This is a genomic window from Flavobacterium sp. RSP15 (assembly GCF_003968755.1).
Classification (GTDB): domain Bacteria; phylum Bacteroidota; class Bacteroidia; order Flavobacteriales; family Flavobacteriaceae; genus Flavobacterium.
The window spans coordinates 13,925-31,048 of record NZ_RYDL01000004.1; the positions used below are offsets into that span (position 1 = coordinate 13,925).

Annotated in this window: 17 protein-coding genes; 1 reads left to right on the forward strand and 16 read right to left on the reverse strand. The window is 34.4% G+C overall.

Annotation, left to right across the window (positions count from 1 at the left end):
- Positions 1-101 precede the first annotated feature (101 nt).
- The 6 genes from EKM00_RS06340 to EKM00_RS06365 form a co-directional block, all read right to left on the reverse strand.
- Entirely contained in the window at positions 102-1,310 is a 1,209-nt protein-coding gene (locus tag EKM00_RS06340; protein ID WP_126515615.1) for a tetratricopeptide repeat protein, read from the reverse strand.
- Positions 1,311-1,495: 185 nt separating this feature from the next.
- Positions 1,496-2,173, reverse strand: a complete 678-nt coding sequence (locus EKM00_RS06345) for a metal-dependent hydrolase (protein ID WP_126454851.1) — start codon at positions 2,171-2,173, stop codon at positions 1,496-1,498.
- A gap of 53 nt (positions 2,174-2,226) precedes the next feature.
- Positions 2,227-3,189 (reverse strand): 1,4-dihydroxy-2-naphthoate octaprenyltransferase, encoded by a 963-nt coding sequence (menA, locus tag EKM00_RS06350; RefSeq protein WP_126454849.1) that lies wholly within the window; start codon positions 3,187-3,189, stop codon positions 2,227-2,229.
- Between the two features lie 88 nt (positions 3,190-3,277).
- On the reverse strand, positions 3,278-4,792 hold the full coding sequence (locus EKM00_RS06355) for a PH domain-containing protein (RefSeq protein ID WP_126515616.1): 1,515 nt from the start codon (positions 4,790-4,792) through the stop codon (positions 3,278-3,280).
- Positions 4,792-5,313 (reverse strand): PH domain-containing protein, encoded by a 522-nt coding sequence (locus EKM00_RS06360; RefSeq protein WP_126454845.1) that lies wholly within the window; start codon positions 5,311-5,313, stop codon positions 4,792-4,794. Before EKM00_RS06360 ends, EKM00_RS06355 begins: the two co-directional genes overlap by 1 nt.
- A 197-nt stretch (positions 5,314-5,510) precedes the next feature.
- A complete protein-coding gene (locus tag EKM00_RS06365; RefSeq protein WP_121365212.1) occupies positions 5,511-6,341 on the reverse strand; it encodes a 1,4-dihydroxy-2-naphthoyl-CoA synthase in 831 nt (276 codons plus the stop codon).
- Positions 6,342-6,598: 257 nt separating this feature from the next.
- Between EKM00_RS06365 and EKM00_RS14710 the strand changes: the two genes are divergently transcribed.
- Positions 6,599-6,739, forward strand: coding sequence for a hypothetical protein (locus tag EKM00_RS14710; protein WP_158614741.1), 141 nt, complete (start codon positions 6,599-6,601; stop codon positions 6,737-6,739).
- Positions 6,740-7,217: 478 nt separating this feature from the next.
- Here the strand turns inward: EKM00_RS14710 and EKM00_RS06370 are convergent, their stop codons facing one another.
- The 10 genes from EKM00_RS06370 to EKM00_RS06410 all read right to left on the reverse strand — a co-directional run bounded on the left by EKM00_RS06370 (position 7,218) and on the right by EKM00_RS06410 (position 17,122).
- The gene (locus tag EKM00_RS06370; RefSeq protein ID WP_126454843.1) at positions 7,218-8,072 is read right to left on the reverse strand and encodes a CvfB family protein; all 855 of its coding nucleotides are present in this window, start codon (positions 8,070-8,072) and stop codon (positions 7,218-7,220) included.
- A gap of 409 nt (positions 8,073-8,481) precedes the next feature.
- Positions 8,482-8,985: a CAP domain-containing protein gene (locus EKM00_RS06375; protein ID WP_126515617.1), complete on the reverse strand. Its 504-nt coding sequence runs from the start codon at positions 8,983-8,985 to the stop codon at positions 8,482-8,484.
- Between the two features lie 165 nt (positions 8,986-9,150).
- Positions 9,151-9,795, reverse strand: coding sequence for a pyridoxamine 5'-phosphate oxidase (gene pdxH, locus EKM00_RS06380; RefSeq protein ID WP_126515618.1), 645 nt, complete (start codon positions 9,793-9,795; stop codon positions 9,151-9,153).
- Positions 9,796-9,891: 96 nt separating this feature from the next.
- The gene (locus tag EKM00_RS06385) at positions 9,892-10,797 is read right to left on the reverse strand and encodes a ribonuclease Z (RefSeq protein ID WP_126453426.1); all 906 of its coding nucleotides are present in this window, start codon (positions 10,795-10,797) and stop codon (positions 9,892-9,894) included.
- A 96-nt stretch (positions 10,798-10,893) separates the two neighbouring features.
- Positions 10,894-11,226, reverse strand: a complete 333-nt coding sequence (locus EKM00_RS06390) for a ribonuclease Z (protein WP_126453424.1) — start codon at positions 11,224-11,226, stop codon at positions 10,894-10,896.
- Between the two features lie 73 nt (positions 11,227-11,299).
- On the reverse strand, positions 11,300-12,226 hold the full coding sequence (locus tag EKM00_RS06395) for an aspartate carbamoyltransferase catalytic subunit (RefSeq protein ID WP_126515619.1): 927 nt from the start codon (positions 12,224-12,226) through the stop codon (positions 11,300-11,302).
- A gap of 46 nt (positions 12,227-12,272) precedes the next feature.
- The gene (pyrR, locus tag EKM00_RS06400) at positions 12,273-12,812 is read right to left on the reverse strand and encodes a bifunctional pyr operon transcriptional regulator/uracil phosphoribosyltransferase PyrR (protein WP_126453419.1); all 540 of its coding nucleotides are present in this window, start codon (positions 12,810-12,812) and stop codon (positions 12,273-12,275) included.
- Between the two features lie 188 nt (positions 12,813-13,000).
- Positions 13,001-13,171: a hypothetical protein gene (locus EKM00_RS14715; RefSeq protein WP_158614885.1), complete on the reverse strand. Its 171-nt coding sequence runs from the start codon at positions 13,169-13,171 to the stop codon at positions 13,001-13,003.
- Between the two features lie 119 nt (positions 13,172-13,290).
- Positions 13,291-14,910, reverse strand: coding sequence for an ABC-F family ATP-binding cassette domain-containing protein (locus EKM00_RS06405; protein WP_126453416.1), 1,620 nt, complete (start codon positions 14,908-14,910; stop codon positions 13,291-13,293).
- 184 nt (positions 14,911-15,094) lie between these two features.
- On the reverse strand, positions 15,095-17,122 hold the full coding sequence (locus EKM00_RS06410; RefSeq protein WP_126515620.1) for a beta-N-acetylhexosaminidase: 2,028 nt from the start codon (positions 17,120-17,122) through the stop codon (positions 15,095-15,097).
- Positions 17,123-17,124: the final 2 nt, after the last annotated feature.

A 17,124-nucleotide genomic window follows, 5' to 3' on the forward strand; every position in this document is an offset into this window, starting at 1 on the left:
GAAATACTAACAATCCAAAATAGCGTATGAACAAATTTGCTCTTTTCATCTTTTCTTATTTTTTATTTCTTTTTTTTACAGAATATTTAATAAATAATTCTCTATTTATCCATTAACTTCAAAACTCTTTCAAAATCATCATTTTTAATCCCAACTTTCTTAAAAGCTGCGAAATCTTGTTTTACTTTTTGAGTCCAACTCAAACTATCCGTTACGTTTTGCGATTGATACTCTTTATAAATGGCTTTTGCAGACGAAAAATTATCATTCAATAAATACGCGTGTGCTAAATTCAATTGTATCAATAACTCGGTATTATCAAGTTTTTCGCCTTCTTTCAGGAATTTAATTGCTTTGCCGTATTGCTTCGTCAAAACATAACTGCTACCTATCGCATTATAATCCAAAGCAGTTGCTTTTCCATCATTGATAATCGTTGTCAATTTCGTGATTGCCTCACCTTGCATTCCTTGTTTTGCCAACATAGCGGCTTGCTTACGCAAATCGTCATACACGCTTTTTGAAAGACTACTTTCACCAAAACAACTATTACCAAAATCCCTGAACGCCTTAGTGCGCTCTACAGCTAATAATTTCTGGAATTCCTTAAACTTGTACTTGGTTTGGATTTTATCGAGAATACAAACACAAAAATCATCTGAATTGGTCATTTTTTGAGCCAAATTAGAAGTTTTGCATTGATCGATGATTGCTTTTCTGTTTGCTAAAGTCCATCCGCGACTGAGTTTATTATCGACCCACGGCACGACTTCGAGAATGATTTTTTGGTTCATGATCCAGTTTTTACTTTCGAAACCAAACCATAAATTTCCCGAATTCGATCGCATACAAGTAGATTTCTCAGTAGAAAGTCGTTTGGCATCTTTACTCACCGGCGTGTCTTGAACCAAACAAGCATCATCCGTTTTGCCACTTTCTTTATATTGTGTGGCTAATTGATCGCTAGAGAAAACAGCATACTTGCATTTATCGTCACCTGATATTTTCGACAAGATAAAAACTGCTCCTGCTGAACCTTGACTGATTCCTGTTGGGTCTGGAATAGCTTTTAAAACCGAAACTAAACTGCCTACCATTTGCTGATTTTTATCCAAAAGCGTTATTCTGTATACGACCTCTGTAGTTCCTTCAGGGAAATCTTGAGTTTTTATAACGATTCTATCTCTGGCGGAAACTGTAATTTCTTCGGTTGTAGCACGGGTTTTATCCCAATAGCCATCTTTCTGAGAAAAAATAGTATTTGTTGAAATTAGAAACAGAAATAAAAAAATGAAATTCTTTTTTTGCATGATTGATATAAAATTTAAACACCAGAGCGAACAACGTTTTAGTAAAATTAACTACGAAGTTTGGTACCGGCAAACCCTAGCCCAGATAGAAGTAAAAATCCTTTTATCACCCTGTCAGGGTTTCAAACCCTGACAGGGTGATAAAAGATTGCAACGGATAGCTGGATTAGCTTCAAATAAAAAAATTACAACTCTATGGAACTTCCTATCTCTAACAACATGAGATCTTTTCCTTTATTGAAGAATTTACGAATAGCATCTTCATGATCAATTTCGATATAACCGAAAGTGTCGTAATGATACCCCAGAATTTTATCGCAATCCAAGAAATCAGAAGCGACAATCGCATCTTCAACATCCATGGTAAAATTATCACCTATGGGCAGAATGGCTAAATCGAGTTTGGTCCGCATAGGAATGAGTTTCATATCCATAGTAAGCGCTGTATCACCAGCAATGTAGATGTTTTTATGTTCCCCTTCGATGACAAAACCGCCAGGATTTCCTCCATAACTGCCATCAGGAAACGAACTGGAATGAATGGCATTTACATATTTCAGTTTTCCAAAATCGAAATTCCAGCTTCCACCGTGATTCATAGGATGCGATTGAAAGCCTTTTGCACCATAATAACCGGCAATTTCAGCGTTAGAAACAATTACCGCATTCGTTCTTTTAGCTATCGCATCGACATCCAGAATATGGTCTCCGTGAGCATGTGTCACTAAAATATAATCGGCTTTTAACGTATCAATGTCAATGTGAGCTGCATTGGGATTTGCCGAAATGTACGGATCTACAATAATGTGTTTGCCGCCAACTTCTATACCTAATGCCCCGTGACCGTAAAATGTTATTTTCATCTTTTTTAATTTAAAAATAGAATGGTTAAAAGATTCCGTATTTGATTATTATTTTATCTTCCTCCTAAAAAAGTGTTCACTATTATATCCGAAAAGAAGTAAATCATACCTAATGACAATAAAATTGAAAGTGCAAAAGTACTCAATGCCAGTTTTTTTAATTCAGGATCTAATTCCTTAGGATTTTGATTTTTATAGACAGTAATTAAATGTTTGGCCAAAGGGATATACGACAATAAAAACAAGTATTGATCAAAGTGAAAATCATCTGTAATAGCAAAAATCAATACTAAAACCATCGCGGTTACAATCAGAATATAATGGTATATTTTAGCTTTGGCACCGCCAATTTTTACGACAATCGTGTTTTTATTTGATTTTTTATCTGATGCTTCGTCTCGCATATTATTCAGATTTAAAACACCTACACTCAATAATCCGATGGCTATTGCAGGTAAAACCAACAACGCATCCAATTGTTTAGAATATAAAAAATTCACTCCTAAAGTACTCACCAACCCAAAAAATACAAAGACAAACACATCGCCAAATCCACGGTATCCGTACGCCGTATTTCCAACTGTATATCGAATGGCTGATACAATTGCCAAAATTCCCAAAACCAAATAAAACAAGGAAAACCATAAATTTGTATCTCTAAACGCATAATAAATCAATAGCATCGCTGAAAGCAACGTCAAAGCTGATGTAATGATCATGGCGCGTTTCATGGCTTGCGGAGTAATCACACCGCTTTGTATGGCTCGTTTTGGTCCTACCCGATCTTCATTATCCGTTCCTTTCATGCCGTCACCGTAATCATTGGCAAAATTGGACAGTATTTGCAATCCTAATGTTGTCAATATTGCAAAACCAAACAATCGCCAGTTAAAAACTTCCGTAGGCGTTAATATGTTATCTGTCGGGTGTGCCAAAGCGTACATGCTTCCAACTATTATTCCAGAAACCGATAAGGGTAAGGTTCGTAAACGTGCGGCTTCAATCCAATGTTTCATATTTTTTTATTTAAAAGTGTAATTGCTTATTTGGTTAATTGTTTACTCGGTTAACCAAATAAACAATTAACCAAATAAACTATTTAAACTACATCCAATTGCTATCGGAAGTTTCTATTTCGTACAACCAAAAATTAACCTGTTGTTGTAATACTGAATAATTCCCTAATTGAAAAGCGATATTACCTCCTGCGGTATGCAATGTTATGGAACCAATATCCAACTTTTTATGCCAAAAAAGCTGCGACGTTGTAATCGCTTGTATTTTACTGGGTTCAATAATATCATTGCTCACATCCCAAGCACCACTTTGCTTTATTATAAAATTCTCGTGGATAAACAATCGGTCATTTTTGAATTTAAAATATTGGATTGTTCCAATAAAAATCACATAAATTGGCACCACATAATTATATTCAAAAATTATAGGTTCAATCCAATGACCAACTGCCATAAAACTAAACAAAGGTAATCCTATTGAAAGAATAACAGAAAAAACAAGTTTACGAAAATTAGGTTGCAGCATTACTCCCTTTTCAGGAATTTGATGAAATAATAACTTCAATATGGAATCTCTCTCCGCTTCACTGCATCCCGGAATTTCAATTATTGATTTCCGTTCTTCCTTTTCACCCCCGGTAGCTTGTTTGATTTTTAGTTCTAAAATTCCCATTTTTTTTTGGAAATAATTTCTCGTAACGGACGTGATCTGAACTTTTTCAGGCTTGATAATGGTACTTTTCGTATTCAATAAGCCAAAAGATAACAACAAAGATCCTTTTTGTCTTGCTATTCTATAATCATAATATTTAAAAACCGTACGGATCACATTTACAACCAGAACCACAAAAAACAACAACAGTATCGAAATTAAAATAGTTTGCAACACTAAATTTTTATCAATATATGACCCTACTTTCTCCTTATAAAGATTACTTTTATCATCAAAATTTTGAAAATTCTCAAATATAGTACTAAAAAAAATTGCCAATAGAGCGATACTTCTGCCATAATTAGATGTAATTCCAACTTTCAGCAAACTCAAAAAACTGATTTTAATAAAAGGATGCGCAGCTTCAAATAGTTTTTGCTCGGTTTCCTCCAATACAGTTTCTTCAGCGCCAATTTCATTCTTTATATCTTCATTTTCTAACAAACGAAATTTCAATTCCAAAGCCAGTTCTTGCGAAATCGCTTGAATAGCACCTTCTTTTTTATTGCTTCCGGCTGTGTCTACATCCAATTCATAAACGCCAATTAATTTTTGAATAAAAGACTGATTGATATTTACCTGTTGGATTTTACGCAGCTGAATCGCGGTTTTGGTTTTATTGAAAACGCCGTCGGTAATGATAAATTCCTGATTTTCGGCATCCAAAAAGAAAGTAAAATTCAGGTATTTCAAATAAGAAACAACTCCAACACTCACAAAGAGGGCAAGCATCCCAAAGAAAAAATACAATTTATTAACCTCATCAAACTTGAAAATCCAAATCACAATCATAGGCCACAATGCTCTTGCGGCCTGCTGAAGCGTATAAAAAAACATTACCAAAATCCCTATTGAAGATTGCCTCTGTGGCTGACTAAAATCGGCTGCCATTACAATTGCTTTTGTATTTTACCCATCAACAACTGTTTGATATTTTCGGCTTGTTCTTTTTCAATTCCGGGAATTTCAATATCACTGGAATTTCCGCCAGCAGTAAAAATTTCAATTTTGGCCAAACCAAAATAACGTGAAATCAGTCCTTCATGCAATGCCACATGTTGCACTCTGTTATAAGGAATTACAACCGTATTGGTAGCAATTATTCCGTGTCTGAAAAGCACATCGTGTTCCCTAAATGCAAATCCTTTTTTATGGAATCCAATAATAGAAAACACTACCAACAAAGCTGAGAATACGGGAATAACAGCTCCTATAATCAACCAGACTCTTCCTGAAAACAGTTCCGGTTTAAACGTTGAAATCAATATTGGAACAAGAATAAGTATGCCAATAAATAACGCCAAATTAATCAATACTACCCTAATATATTTAGGATGTAAATTCATAAAAGTGACTTTCTCAAATTTTGGAAGTTGGCCCGTATCAATTGTTTCGTTTGTGAAATTTTCCATTTGTAAATTTTAATTTTTTTGCCAAAAAGAGGCTTTCTTTTTTGCCACAAAGACCACTAAGGCGCGACGTTTTTACTTGATTTTTTTGAGTCTGATTACTGAAACTGTTAATGAGATTTCTTCTTCGTCGACATGACAAATTACGGCTGCGTTCTTGATGGCGACCGACTACTGAACACTTATAACTGAATACTCAATTATGGCAACCATTTTTTCTCAAAATTCGGCTTTCTTTTTTCCAAGAATGCATTCCTGCCTTCTTTAGCTTCTTCGGTCATATAAGCAAGTCTTGTGGCTTCACCTGCAAAAACTTGTTGCCCTACCATTCCATCATCCGTAAGATTCATCGCAAATTTCAGCATTTTAATAGCCATCGGTGATTTCTGCAAGATTTCCTGCGCCCATTCGTAAGCTGTATCTTCTAATTCAGCGTGAGGAATCACAGCATTCACCATTCCCATATCCATAGCATCCTGAGCCGAATAATTACGTCCCAAAAAGAAAATTTCACGTGCTTTTTTCTGTCCCACCATTTTAGCCAAATAAGCCGAACCGTATCCACCATCAAAACTGGTTACATCGGCATCAGTTTGTTTGAAAATAGCGTGTTCTTTACTGGCCAAAGTCAAATCGCAGACCACATGCAAACTGTGTCCGCCGCCTACAGCCCATCCAGGAACTACGGCGATAACTACTTTTGGCATGAATCGGATTAAGCGTTGTACTTCTAAGATATTCAAGCGATGCTGTCCGTCATCGCCTACATATCCTTGATGCCCGCGCGCGTTTTGATCGCCTCCGCTACAAAAAGAATATACGCCATCCTTAGAAGAAGGTCCTTCGGCAGAAAGTAAAACTACTCCAATTGAAGTATCTTCCTGCGCATCATAAAAGGCATTATACAATTCAGCTGTCGTTTTTGGACGAAATGCATTGCGCACATCCGGCCTGTTAAAAGCAATTCTGGCAACGCCATTGCATTTCTTATAAGTGATATCTTCGTATTCTTTAGCAGTAATCCAATTCATTACAATTGATTTTAATTATTATAGTGTAAAAATAAATCATTTTTTACATTTTATCTATTCTATTTAGACAAGCTTATGGTAATATTTCTCTCATTAAAGGCTTTGTAATGTTAAAAAACGACCGAAAAATAGCGTTTTAACAGTTAGGAATCCAAATTATTTCTAGCTTTATAATCAGCTAATCAGATAAATACGAATTATTTATCTCATTTAATTATTGATTTTTCACTGATTTATTAACCTAAAAAAAGAATGTATTGAATACCATTAAAAATGTTGTCACTCGTTTTTCTACGGTAATAACTTATAACACTATTTCAAAAGCCCTGATTAACGAGTTTATGAGAAAATCATTTGCTTCAGCAGTAAAAATAAAAGTAACACCCACGGTTAACTAAAGAGCTATTTTTCTTGTTCTTGCATAAGTGAGACATTAATAAACAATTGTTTAGAAAATTATCTTCCAATATATATAAAACCAGTGGCTTTATTGTGAAATTATTTTCAAAAATGCTACGCAATTGACTGGACATTTAAAGACAAACTATTCTTTAAAGTACTTTATGCTTACGTTATTGTTTTAAAAATAGTATCCTGAATACTATAGTGTTAGAGGTGGATAAAGTTACTTTGAACATCCAATTTATTTTAATGTTGTCAGAATTTATTATTCTAAAACAATATTAAAAAGAGAAAGACTAACCATATCGATTAGTCTTTCTTTTTTTAATTTACATTGAACATTGTTTAAACATTTTATATTTTTTCTAAATCATTTAGAAACTAATCTACAGTAAGAATATGCTCCTTGACTAAACTTCCTAAATTTTTTAATGGTTGCAAACGATAAAACATAAAAATAGTGTTGGTATTATTTTACTCCTTAATTAAGTAAATTCCGTCTTCCTTGATTTCGATTAATTTTTCTCGATATAAAGCACCAATAGCTTTCTTAAAGGTTTTCTTGCTCATTTTTAAAACTGTTTTAATGTCTTCCGGGTGTGAATTGTCCGTCAAACGCAAAAAACCTCTGCTGGCTCTTAACTCATCTAGAATTTTATCTGCATTGGGCTCGATACTTTGGTACCCCTGAACCTGCAATGCCACATCAATTTTATTATCAGGGCGAATCGTCTTAATGTAGCCGCGCATGCGGTCTCCTGTTCGAATTGCATCATCATACACTTCATCTTTGTACAACAAACCTTTATGTTTCTCGTTGATAATTACGTTAATTCCTATTTCAGTAATGTGCGAAACAATCAAATCCACTTCTTCTCCTTTTTCAACCGTTAGCTCCTCATTTTTTAGAAATTGGTTGGTTTTACTAGAGGCTACTAAACGATTGGTTTTTTCGTCCATATAAAGATAAACCAAGTAGCGTTTGCCTTTTTCCATAGGACGCGCCTGCTCTTTGAACGGAACCAAAATATCTTTTTCCATTCCCCAATCCATAAAAGCACCAATCTGATTGGTATAATTCACACGCAAAAGCGCAAATTCATTCAATAATATATACGGTTCTAATGTGGTGGCAACGGGTCTTTCTTCGTGGTCTAAATACACAAAAACAATCAACTCCTCGCCTATTTCAAATTCGTTTGGTACATATTTGTTAGGCAACAGAATGTCGTGAATTCCTTCGGGATCTTTTTCTGGATTTCCCAGAAACAAACCCACTTTGGTATCGCGTAATATGGTAAGCGTATTGTATTTTCCTATTTCAATCATTTTCTTTCAATTTCTAAAGTGCAAAGGTACGAAGTTTGAAAATAGTAAATTAAGAAACCGTCCACAAAAAAACAAAGCCCGAATCCGAGGTTTTTTGGTTTTCCAGAAGCATCACTTTCCGTTGTTTCATTATGAGTTGTACTGCCGATTATTTAGTATCTTTTACTCATCAGTGGACGTAAACCAAAAATGAAAGAGCTACTTACGAATAAAATTAGTTGTTTTTTTATAAACGAATAGAAATTCGGTAAGATGACACAAATACAAAAAGTCCAATGACAGTCGATTCATTGGACTTTTATTTAAAAAAACATCACTAACCCTTTGTAATAATTAATTGCTATTGTTAAAAATTAAAAGCCTGTCTTTTGGGGGAAGACAGCCTTTTAATTATAAAAAAATACTCAACTTAAATTTTTGCGAAGATATTTGTGTAATACTTTTTACCCGTTGCAGGATCAGTTTTTATTGCAATTCCAAAATGGGTAAAATTACCCTCTATATTTTCTTTGTGACCAGGACTAGCCAACCAGGCACTTAAAACCGCTTGTGGTGTATTGTAATTATAAGCAATGTTTTCGCTTACAGATGTGGCTCCTAATGTTTTCATTATGTTTTCAGAACGAGCCGCAAAATCATTATGATTCACTACATTATTTGCAATCATATAATGATCATGTTCTTCTGATTTGTAAGACATATGATTAATTTTTTCTAAAGGAGTTAAACCCTTGCTAACTCTGTGAGCATTAATCAAATTCATCGTTTCTATTTCAATCGAATTGTATGAATAAACAGTTACCTTCTCTGCTGCTAAATCAGCTTTTTGGGTTTCAGAAGAGTCTGTAGAACAGGAATTCATAGTGCACATCGCAGTCACGAGCAATAACGCACGAAGTAATTTTAGCTTCATAATAGTAGTAGTTTAAGTTTAAAGTAAATTGTGGGGCAAAAAACTTTGATAATAATTAATAGATGCTTTTTATTATAAATTAAATTTACATCTTTTATCGTCAAACTACCAAAAATAATCGACTAACTACATCATAAAAACATTTATATGAATATATTTCTTACATTAAGGAGAGAGCCTATCCCTTTTCCAAGAATAATCGTGTTGACTTGAATATCTAATTCTATCATGTAATCGATTAGGCCTTCCTTGCCAAAACTCTACTTCTAAAGGAGTTACTAGAAATCCGCCCCAGTGTTTGGGTCTCGAAATTACAACACTCTCAAAATCTTTTTCTAATTGCTTCAGATTTTCCTCTAAATAGCCTCTGGAAGGCACCACTTCACTTTGGTTGGAAGCGATTGCACCTAATTTACTACCATCAGGTCTGGATTCAAAATAACTATCAGAAGTCATTTCCGATGTTTTTTTTGCAATTCCTTTAATGATTACCTGACGCTCCATAGTATGCCAAAAAAAAGACAAGCACACATTAGGATTTTCAGCAATAGCCTTACCTTTTTCTGAATTGTAATTGGTATAAAAAATAAAACCTTCTTCAGTAAATTTTTTCAATAAAACTACTCTAGACTTGGGAAAACCATCTAAACCTATTGTAGCTACCGTCATAGCATTTACTTCGCTTTCGCCACCATAATCTTCTACTTCATGAAACCAGCGATTAAATAAATTTATTGGGTCTTCCGGAATATTGGATTCTAATAACTCACTCTTTTCGTATGATTTTCTGTAATTACTTAAGTCGTTCATATTTCATTGTTTTAAAAATGTTTGATTGTTGAATGATTTGATAAAAATTATCAAAAAATCCAAATACTATTTTATACTCTAAATTGATTTCTGTATTTAAAACTCAAAGCTTTTTCCATCATCTGCTAAGAGTACAGGAGGGAAAATAGTTTCGGCTTCTTCTTTAAACAATCCGATACTTTCATATCGGGTGGAATAATGTCCTAAAACTAATTGTTTAGCATTTGCTTTCAAAGCTATGGTTGCAGCTTCTTTAGCTGTAGAATGCAATGTTTTTTTGGCCAGATTTTCCTCCGATTGAAGGAAAGTAGATTCATGGTACAACACATCTATATTTTCAATTATAGGAAGTATATCCTCATTGTAAGCCGTATCTGAGCAAAATGCATAACTCTTTGCCGGAATAGGATCAAATGTCAATTTGTCGTTTGCTATGATTCTTCCGTCTTCCAACGCAATGTCTTTCCCATTTTTTATTTTTTGGTAATAGCAACTCTCTATTTCATAATTTTGAACGGCATCCAAATTCAGTTTTCGGTCTCCTAATTTTTCTTGGAACAAAAAACCATTCGTATACACGCGGTGTTTTAATGGAATGGTTTTCACCAAAACCTTGTCGTCTTCAAAAATAATTTCGCTTTCCAGCGATTCCAATTCATGAAAGAACAAACCGTAATTCGTCCAAGAATTAGACAATCGCAATTGCAACTTGATAATTTCTTTGATGCCCTTTGGACCATAAATATGCAAATCCGTAGTTCTGTTCAACAAAGTAAATGTGGATACTAATCCAACTAATCCAAAGAAGTGATCTCCGTGCAAATGGGAAATAAAAATATGATTTATTTTAGAAAATCGGATTTTATTCTTCCGCAATTGCACTTGGGTTCCTTCTCCGCAATCAATCAAAAAGAGTCTGTTTTTTATGTCTAAAATCTGGGAAGTAGGATTGGTAAAGGTTCGCGGAGTGGCTGCATAGCAACCAAGGATTGTTAGTTTCAAATTTAATTTATTCGGTTATTTGGTTAACTGTTTAATCGGTTATTTCATATTTGTTTAAATAAATTTGGCGGTTAAAAAGTAACCGAGTGTTCTATTTTAAAAACCAAGATCTCTTTCAATCTCCTCCATTTCAATAATATCATGGGACTCTAATAGTGAGGGCACCACTGTTAATTTCTCAGGAATGGCATTGTAATCAAAATCAGAAGTGACAATTACAAAAGATTTTTTAGCTTTTTTATGTTGTTTTGACAATGGCATAAATAATTTAACATCATTTGTAGACAAATCGTTATGCAACAAAAGATCAATTATTATGTTGTATTTTTCGAATGTTTTATATTGGTGGGTAACCTTCATCAAAAAAGAAGTAAAATCACCCTGAGTATCCCTAATCGTTATCGTATGTCCTTTTTGATCTACTTTCATTGTTTTAAATTTCAGAGACCGCTTAATAGCAGTATGGATTATAAATAGCTAATTTACAAAGTTTTAAATTAGTTTATTGAATTTTTGAAGCCAAAAGATAAATAACCGCCATTCTAATTGCTACACCATTTTCTACTTGGTTCAAAATCACAGATTGACTGGAATCAGCCACTTCACTTGTAATCTCGACACCGCGATTTATAGGTCCAGGATGCATGATTATAATTTCTTTATTAAGAGAATCCAAAAGCGGTTTATCAACTCCATATTGTTGTGCATATTCCCGTGTTGAAGGAAAATAATTCACATCCATTCGTTCATTTTGCACTCGCAACATATTGGCAACATCACACCATTCTAATGCTTTTCTTAAATTAGGTTCCACAGTAACGCCAAGCGATTCAATATGTCTTGGAATAAGTGTTTTAGGCCCGCAAACTTTGACCTCAGCGCCTTGCATTTGCAACGCATAAATGTTGGACAAAGCGACTCTGGAATGCAAAACATCGCCAACAATGACCACTTTTTTTCCGGCTACTTCACCTAGTTTTTCTCGAATGGAATAGCTGTCTAACAACGCTTGTGTTGGATGTTCGTGCGCACCGTCTCCTGCGTTGACGATACTAGCTTTTACGTTTTTGGACAAAAAATAAGCAGCGCCTGGATTCGCATGCCGCATCACTACCATATCTACTTTCATCGAAAGGATATTGTTTACGGTATCTATTAATGTTTCTCCCTTTTTGACAGAAGATTGTGCTGCCGAAAAGCTTATAACATCGGCAGACAACCGTTTTTGTGCTAATTCAAAAGAGAGTTTTGTTCTGGTACTGTTTTCGAAGAAAATATTGGCAATAGTAATATCGCGTAACGAAGGCACTTTCTTAATTGGTCGATTGATGACTTCTTTAAAATGATCGGCAGTTTCAAAAATCAGGTCAATATCATTCTTATTGATGTATTTTATCCCTAATAAATGATTTACGCTTAATTCTTTCATTTTTATTTACGATTATAGTTTTTAATAGGTGGCGTTTGTTTTAAAACTAACTTGTAATTAAATACACGCCATCTTCTCCTTCATTTTCTTTCCAGCTCACTTTTACTTTTTCATCATTTATTGCGTCTACCTGTCTGCCTCTATAATCCGGTTGAATGGGTAAATTGCGACTGAAACGTCTGTCTATCAAAACCAGCAGTTCAATTTCCGAAGGTCGCCCAAAAGATTGTATAGCAGTTAGAGCCGAGCGTATGCTTCGTCCGGTGAACAAAACATCATCTATGAAAATGACTTTTTTATTTTCAACAATAAAATTAATCTTGGTTTTATTGGCTTCTAATGGCTTATCGGTTCTTCTAAAATCATCTCTAAAAAAGGTAATGTCCAGATAACCTAATTGAATTTCAGGAGTTTGATATTCTTTTTGCAGAATTTGTTTCAATCGCTCCGCCAAAAAAACACCTCTTGGTTGGATTCCAACTAATATTGTATCTGAAAAATCTAAATGTTTTTCGATTAATTGACAGGCCAAACGATGTAATATGATAGTAACTTCTTTTGCAGTAAGTAATACTTTTTGACTCATAGTAATTGTGTAGTTTGGTTTGGCAAATATACAAATTCCAATTTATGATATTATAATTAAAAAGAGAGAAAATGCTAATTCAAAAAATTTAAAAAAAACAGTATATTTATAGTACTTAATTTTACAAGAAAAAATAAAAAATATGTAACAGCCACCGTAAGCGATGCCTTAATTTTACATTTTAACATTTAACATAAAAAACACAACATCATGCAAAAAGGACTCACCAGATTATTGATGCTTTTTATAGTACTAATTTCATTTTCAAGTTGTTCAATAATAGGAGGAATATTCAAAGCTGGAGTAGGTGTTGGAATATTTATAGTTGTTGCCGTTATCGCTATTATCATTTTTATCATTAGTAAGATTTTCGATAAGAAATAATGATCGTTTAATTAAGATTGACAATTAAAAACTTCTTTTAATAAAAATATCCCGCAATTGCGGGATATTTTTAATCTTAAATATAAATTACTTTTTATACAATATACATTTTAGCTCTCAATTCCTGAACTTTTTCATCATCTAGGTAATCATCAAAAGTCATGTAACGATCAATCGCTCCATTAGGCGTTAATTCAATTACTCTATTAGCAACCGTTTGCGAGAATTCATGATCATGAGTGGTGAAAATCACAGAACCTTTGTAGTTTTTTAATGAATTATTAAAAGCTGTAATGGACTCTAAATCCAAGTGATTGGTAGGTTCATCCAGCATTAAAACATTCGCTCGTTCCATCATCATTCGAGACAACATGCAACGCACTTTTTCTCCTCCGGATAATACTCTGCAGGTTTTTAAGGCTTCTTCTCCTGAAAAAATCATTTTTCCAAGAAAACTACGAATATTTACTTCATCACGCTCCTCTTCAGTTTTCACCCATTGACGCAACCAATCTACAAGAGAATAATCGTTTTCGAAAAACGAATGATTATCTCCTGGTAAATACGCTTGGTTTGTTGTAACTCCCCAATCATAAGTTCCGGAATCCGCTTTTTGATTTCCATTTAGAATTTCGTAGAAAGCGGTAGTGGCACGTGAATCTTTGGAGAAAAGAACGATTTTATCGCCTTTGGCCATATTCAAATCTACGCCTTTAAATAAAATATCTCCATCAACAGAAGCGCTTAAATTTTGCACATTCAAAATTTGATCTCCTGCCTCACGCTCTTGGTCAAAAATAATTGCCGGATAACGACGACTTGATGGTTTTATTTCGGAAATATTCAGCTTGCTAATCATTTTTTTACGAGAAGTAGCTTGTTTTGATTTGGCTACATTCGCACTAAAACGACGAATAAATTCTTCTAATTCCTGTTTCTTTTCTTCTGCTTTTTTGTTTTGTTGCGCGCGTTGTTTTGCTGCTAATTGACTTGATTCATACCAGAATGTATAGTTTCCGGAATAATGATTTATTTTACTGAAATCTATATCCGAAATATGTGTACAAACGGAATCCAAAAAGTGTCTGTCGTGAGAAACTACAATTACGGTATTTTCATAATTGGCCAAGAAATTCTCTAACCAGGCAATGGTTTCAAAATCCAGATCATTGGTAGGCTCATCCATAATAAGTAAATCCGGATTTCCAAAAAGCGCCTGTGCCAAAAGGACACGAACTTTTATTTTCCCTTCCAAATCGCCCATTAAAGTATAATGATGTTCCTCTGTAATACCAAGATTGGACAGCATTGATGCCGCATCAGAATCTGCATTCCAACCGTTCATTTCTTCAAATTGCACTTGCAATTCCCCTATTCTATCCGCATTTGAATCATTGTAATCTAAATACAAAGCATCCATTTCTTTTTTGATCGCATAAAGGGTTTTATTCCCCATCATAACGGTCTCCAATACGGTGCTTTCGTCAAACATATTGTGGTTTTGGTTCAAAACCGACATACGTTTTCCTGGTTCTAAGTGAATATGTCCCGAAGTTGGGTCCATTTCACCAGCAATTATTTTAAGAAAAGTAGATTTTCCAGCGCCATTGGCTCCGATAACTCCGTAGATATTACCGTGAGTGAAGGTAGTATTTACCTCGTCAAACAAAATTCGTTTGCCAAACTGAACTGATAAATTATTTACTGTTAACATGAATATTTATTTTATAAAATTTCTGCAAAATTACGAAAAAAATACCGATTTTATGAGATCCAAAAAAATCCATTTTCAACGATTTTAATTTTCGGATTAGAACAATAATTTACAGAAAAATCCTGACACAAATTATCAGGATTTCAAAATTCTTACTTCATAAAGCCAATGTTACTTTTCTTGTTTACAACAATTTTTTTAAACTGCCGTAAACTGCTAATTCTACATCGGCGGGACTTCTGGTATTGCATTTCTCTAATAAATCTTCCAATACAGTTTGACTTACTTTTTGTTTTTTATCTATTAAAAGCAATAGCTGCTGGGATACATCACTCAAACTTTTAGACAAGGGCAAAAGAGGTTGCACCAGCGGCGCATTGGCACTTAAAGCAATTAAATCGGAATTTAGGACGATCCACTTCTTAAAAAAGTCAGTCACTATCCCTTTATTCTCCTTGCTTTTATTTGCTAAATATACATTGACTGCAACATTATAATCTAGTGCTTCCGAAGCATCCGCATTACAAGCATCCGCAAATAAGGTCAACGGAGAATACATGCGGTATTTCTTTCCGCCACCATTACGTTTGTAATTTTTCAGTGGTTCACAAAGGTTTGAAAAATCATTCAATGCACGCGTATCTTGATTGTTGCTGATGTTTCTTAAAATCACTTCTTTGTTTCTGATGTGCGTAATTCCCAGTTCTTCTAATCGAAAAGAGATTGTTTTCAACCTTTTGCGTAAGCTGTTCATATCCGTCACCTCCGCATTAGACCATAATCGCTCTGCAATAGCTGCGGTTCGTGGCCAAATTCTTGAATCTATAGTTAATGGCGTAACCAGTTCGCTCCACATTGCCGCTTCTCCACCTAAAACCCTTGCTTTTTCTTCCGGGCTAAGAATTATCTTGTTTGGAATGGGATCATTCAAATAATGACTTTCAATACCAAGCATCAAATCAATATAATATCCATTTGACAACACAGTATTGTAACCGTTTTTTGCAGCTTTAATCAACGCACCACCAGCTTCTTGACCTTCGTTAGTTCCTCTCCAAGCATGAATTATGGCATCTTTAGACATGTTTTCAGTCATTATTTCTTCCCAACCCATTAATTTTTTGTTGTATTTTTTCAAGATTGGAATCAACTTCATATTAAAATAAGTTTGCAAATCATGATTACTGGCCAGATTATTATCCTTTTTAAATTGCTGAATAGCAGGATTTGCATTCCACTCTTTTCCATTATTTTCATCGCCGCCAATGTGAAAATATGCTCCCGGAAATAAAGGACACACTTCGTCAAAAATCGAACTTAATAGTTCATAGGTTTTTGGATTTGTGGGATCTAAAGTCGCATTAAAAATTCCTGAATTTCTTTGCACTTCATACGTGATTTCCCCCTCACCTACTTTACTTCCTATTTCTGGATAAGCGGTCAGCAATGCCGATGCGTGTCCCGGAACATCTATTTCAGGAATAACCAGAATCCCTCTTTCAGCAGCATATTTTACAATATTTTTAATCTCTTCCTGAGTATAAAAACTTCCATCTGAGGCTAATTCTGTCAATTTTGGATGATTTTTTAATTCAATTCTCCAACCTTGATCATCGGCTAAATGCCAATGGAAAACATTCATTTTCATCGAAGCCATAGCGTCCAGATTTCTTTTGATAACATCTGCCGGTTGAAAATGTCTTGCCGCATCAATCATCAGGCCTCTCCAGGTAAAACGTGGCGAATCCGAGATTTCAACAACCGGAAAGTAATATGACGTACTATTATTCTGAAGCAATTGTAATAACGTCTCCAAACCATGCAAAGCCCCTAAATCGCTTGTAGCATTAATGGTTATTTGATTAGAAGCAATTTTCAATTCGTAACTTTCATCTTCATTAATTTCTATTTTTCCGTTGCGAACACAATTTATCTGCAATTCAGCTTCCGGACTTTCGTTGCCTTCTGTCAAAAAACTTTGTTCGAGAAACAATCCCGTTCTGCCATCCAATCGTCGCAGGAAATTGGTTGCGCCAATAAAAATTCTAGGATTAGGATTCCCAGTAATATTCAATTTAAATTTTTTACTTAAAGCAAAAGTGCCAGCGGTCAACTTTATATTTTGTGGCCAAGGCATCAGATTTAATTGCTCGGTGGTAATTTGTGCATTCGAAACAAAACTTACTAATAATAGGATCAAAAAGTATTTCATAG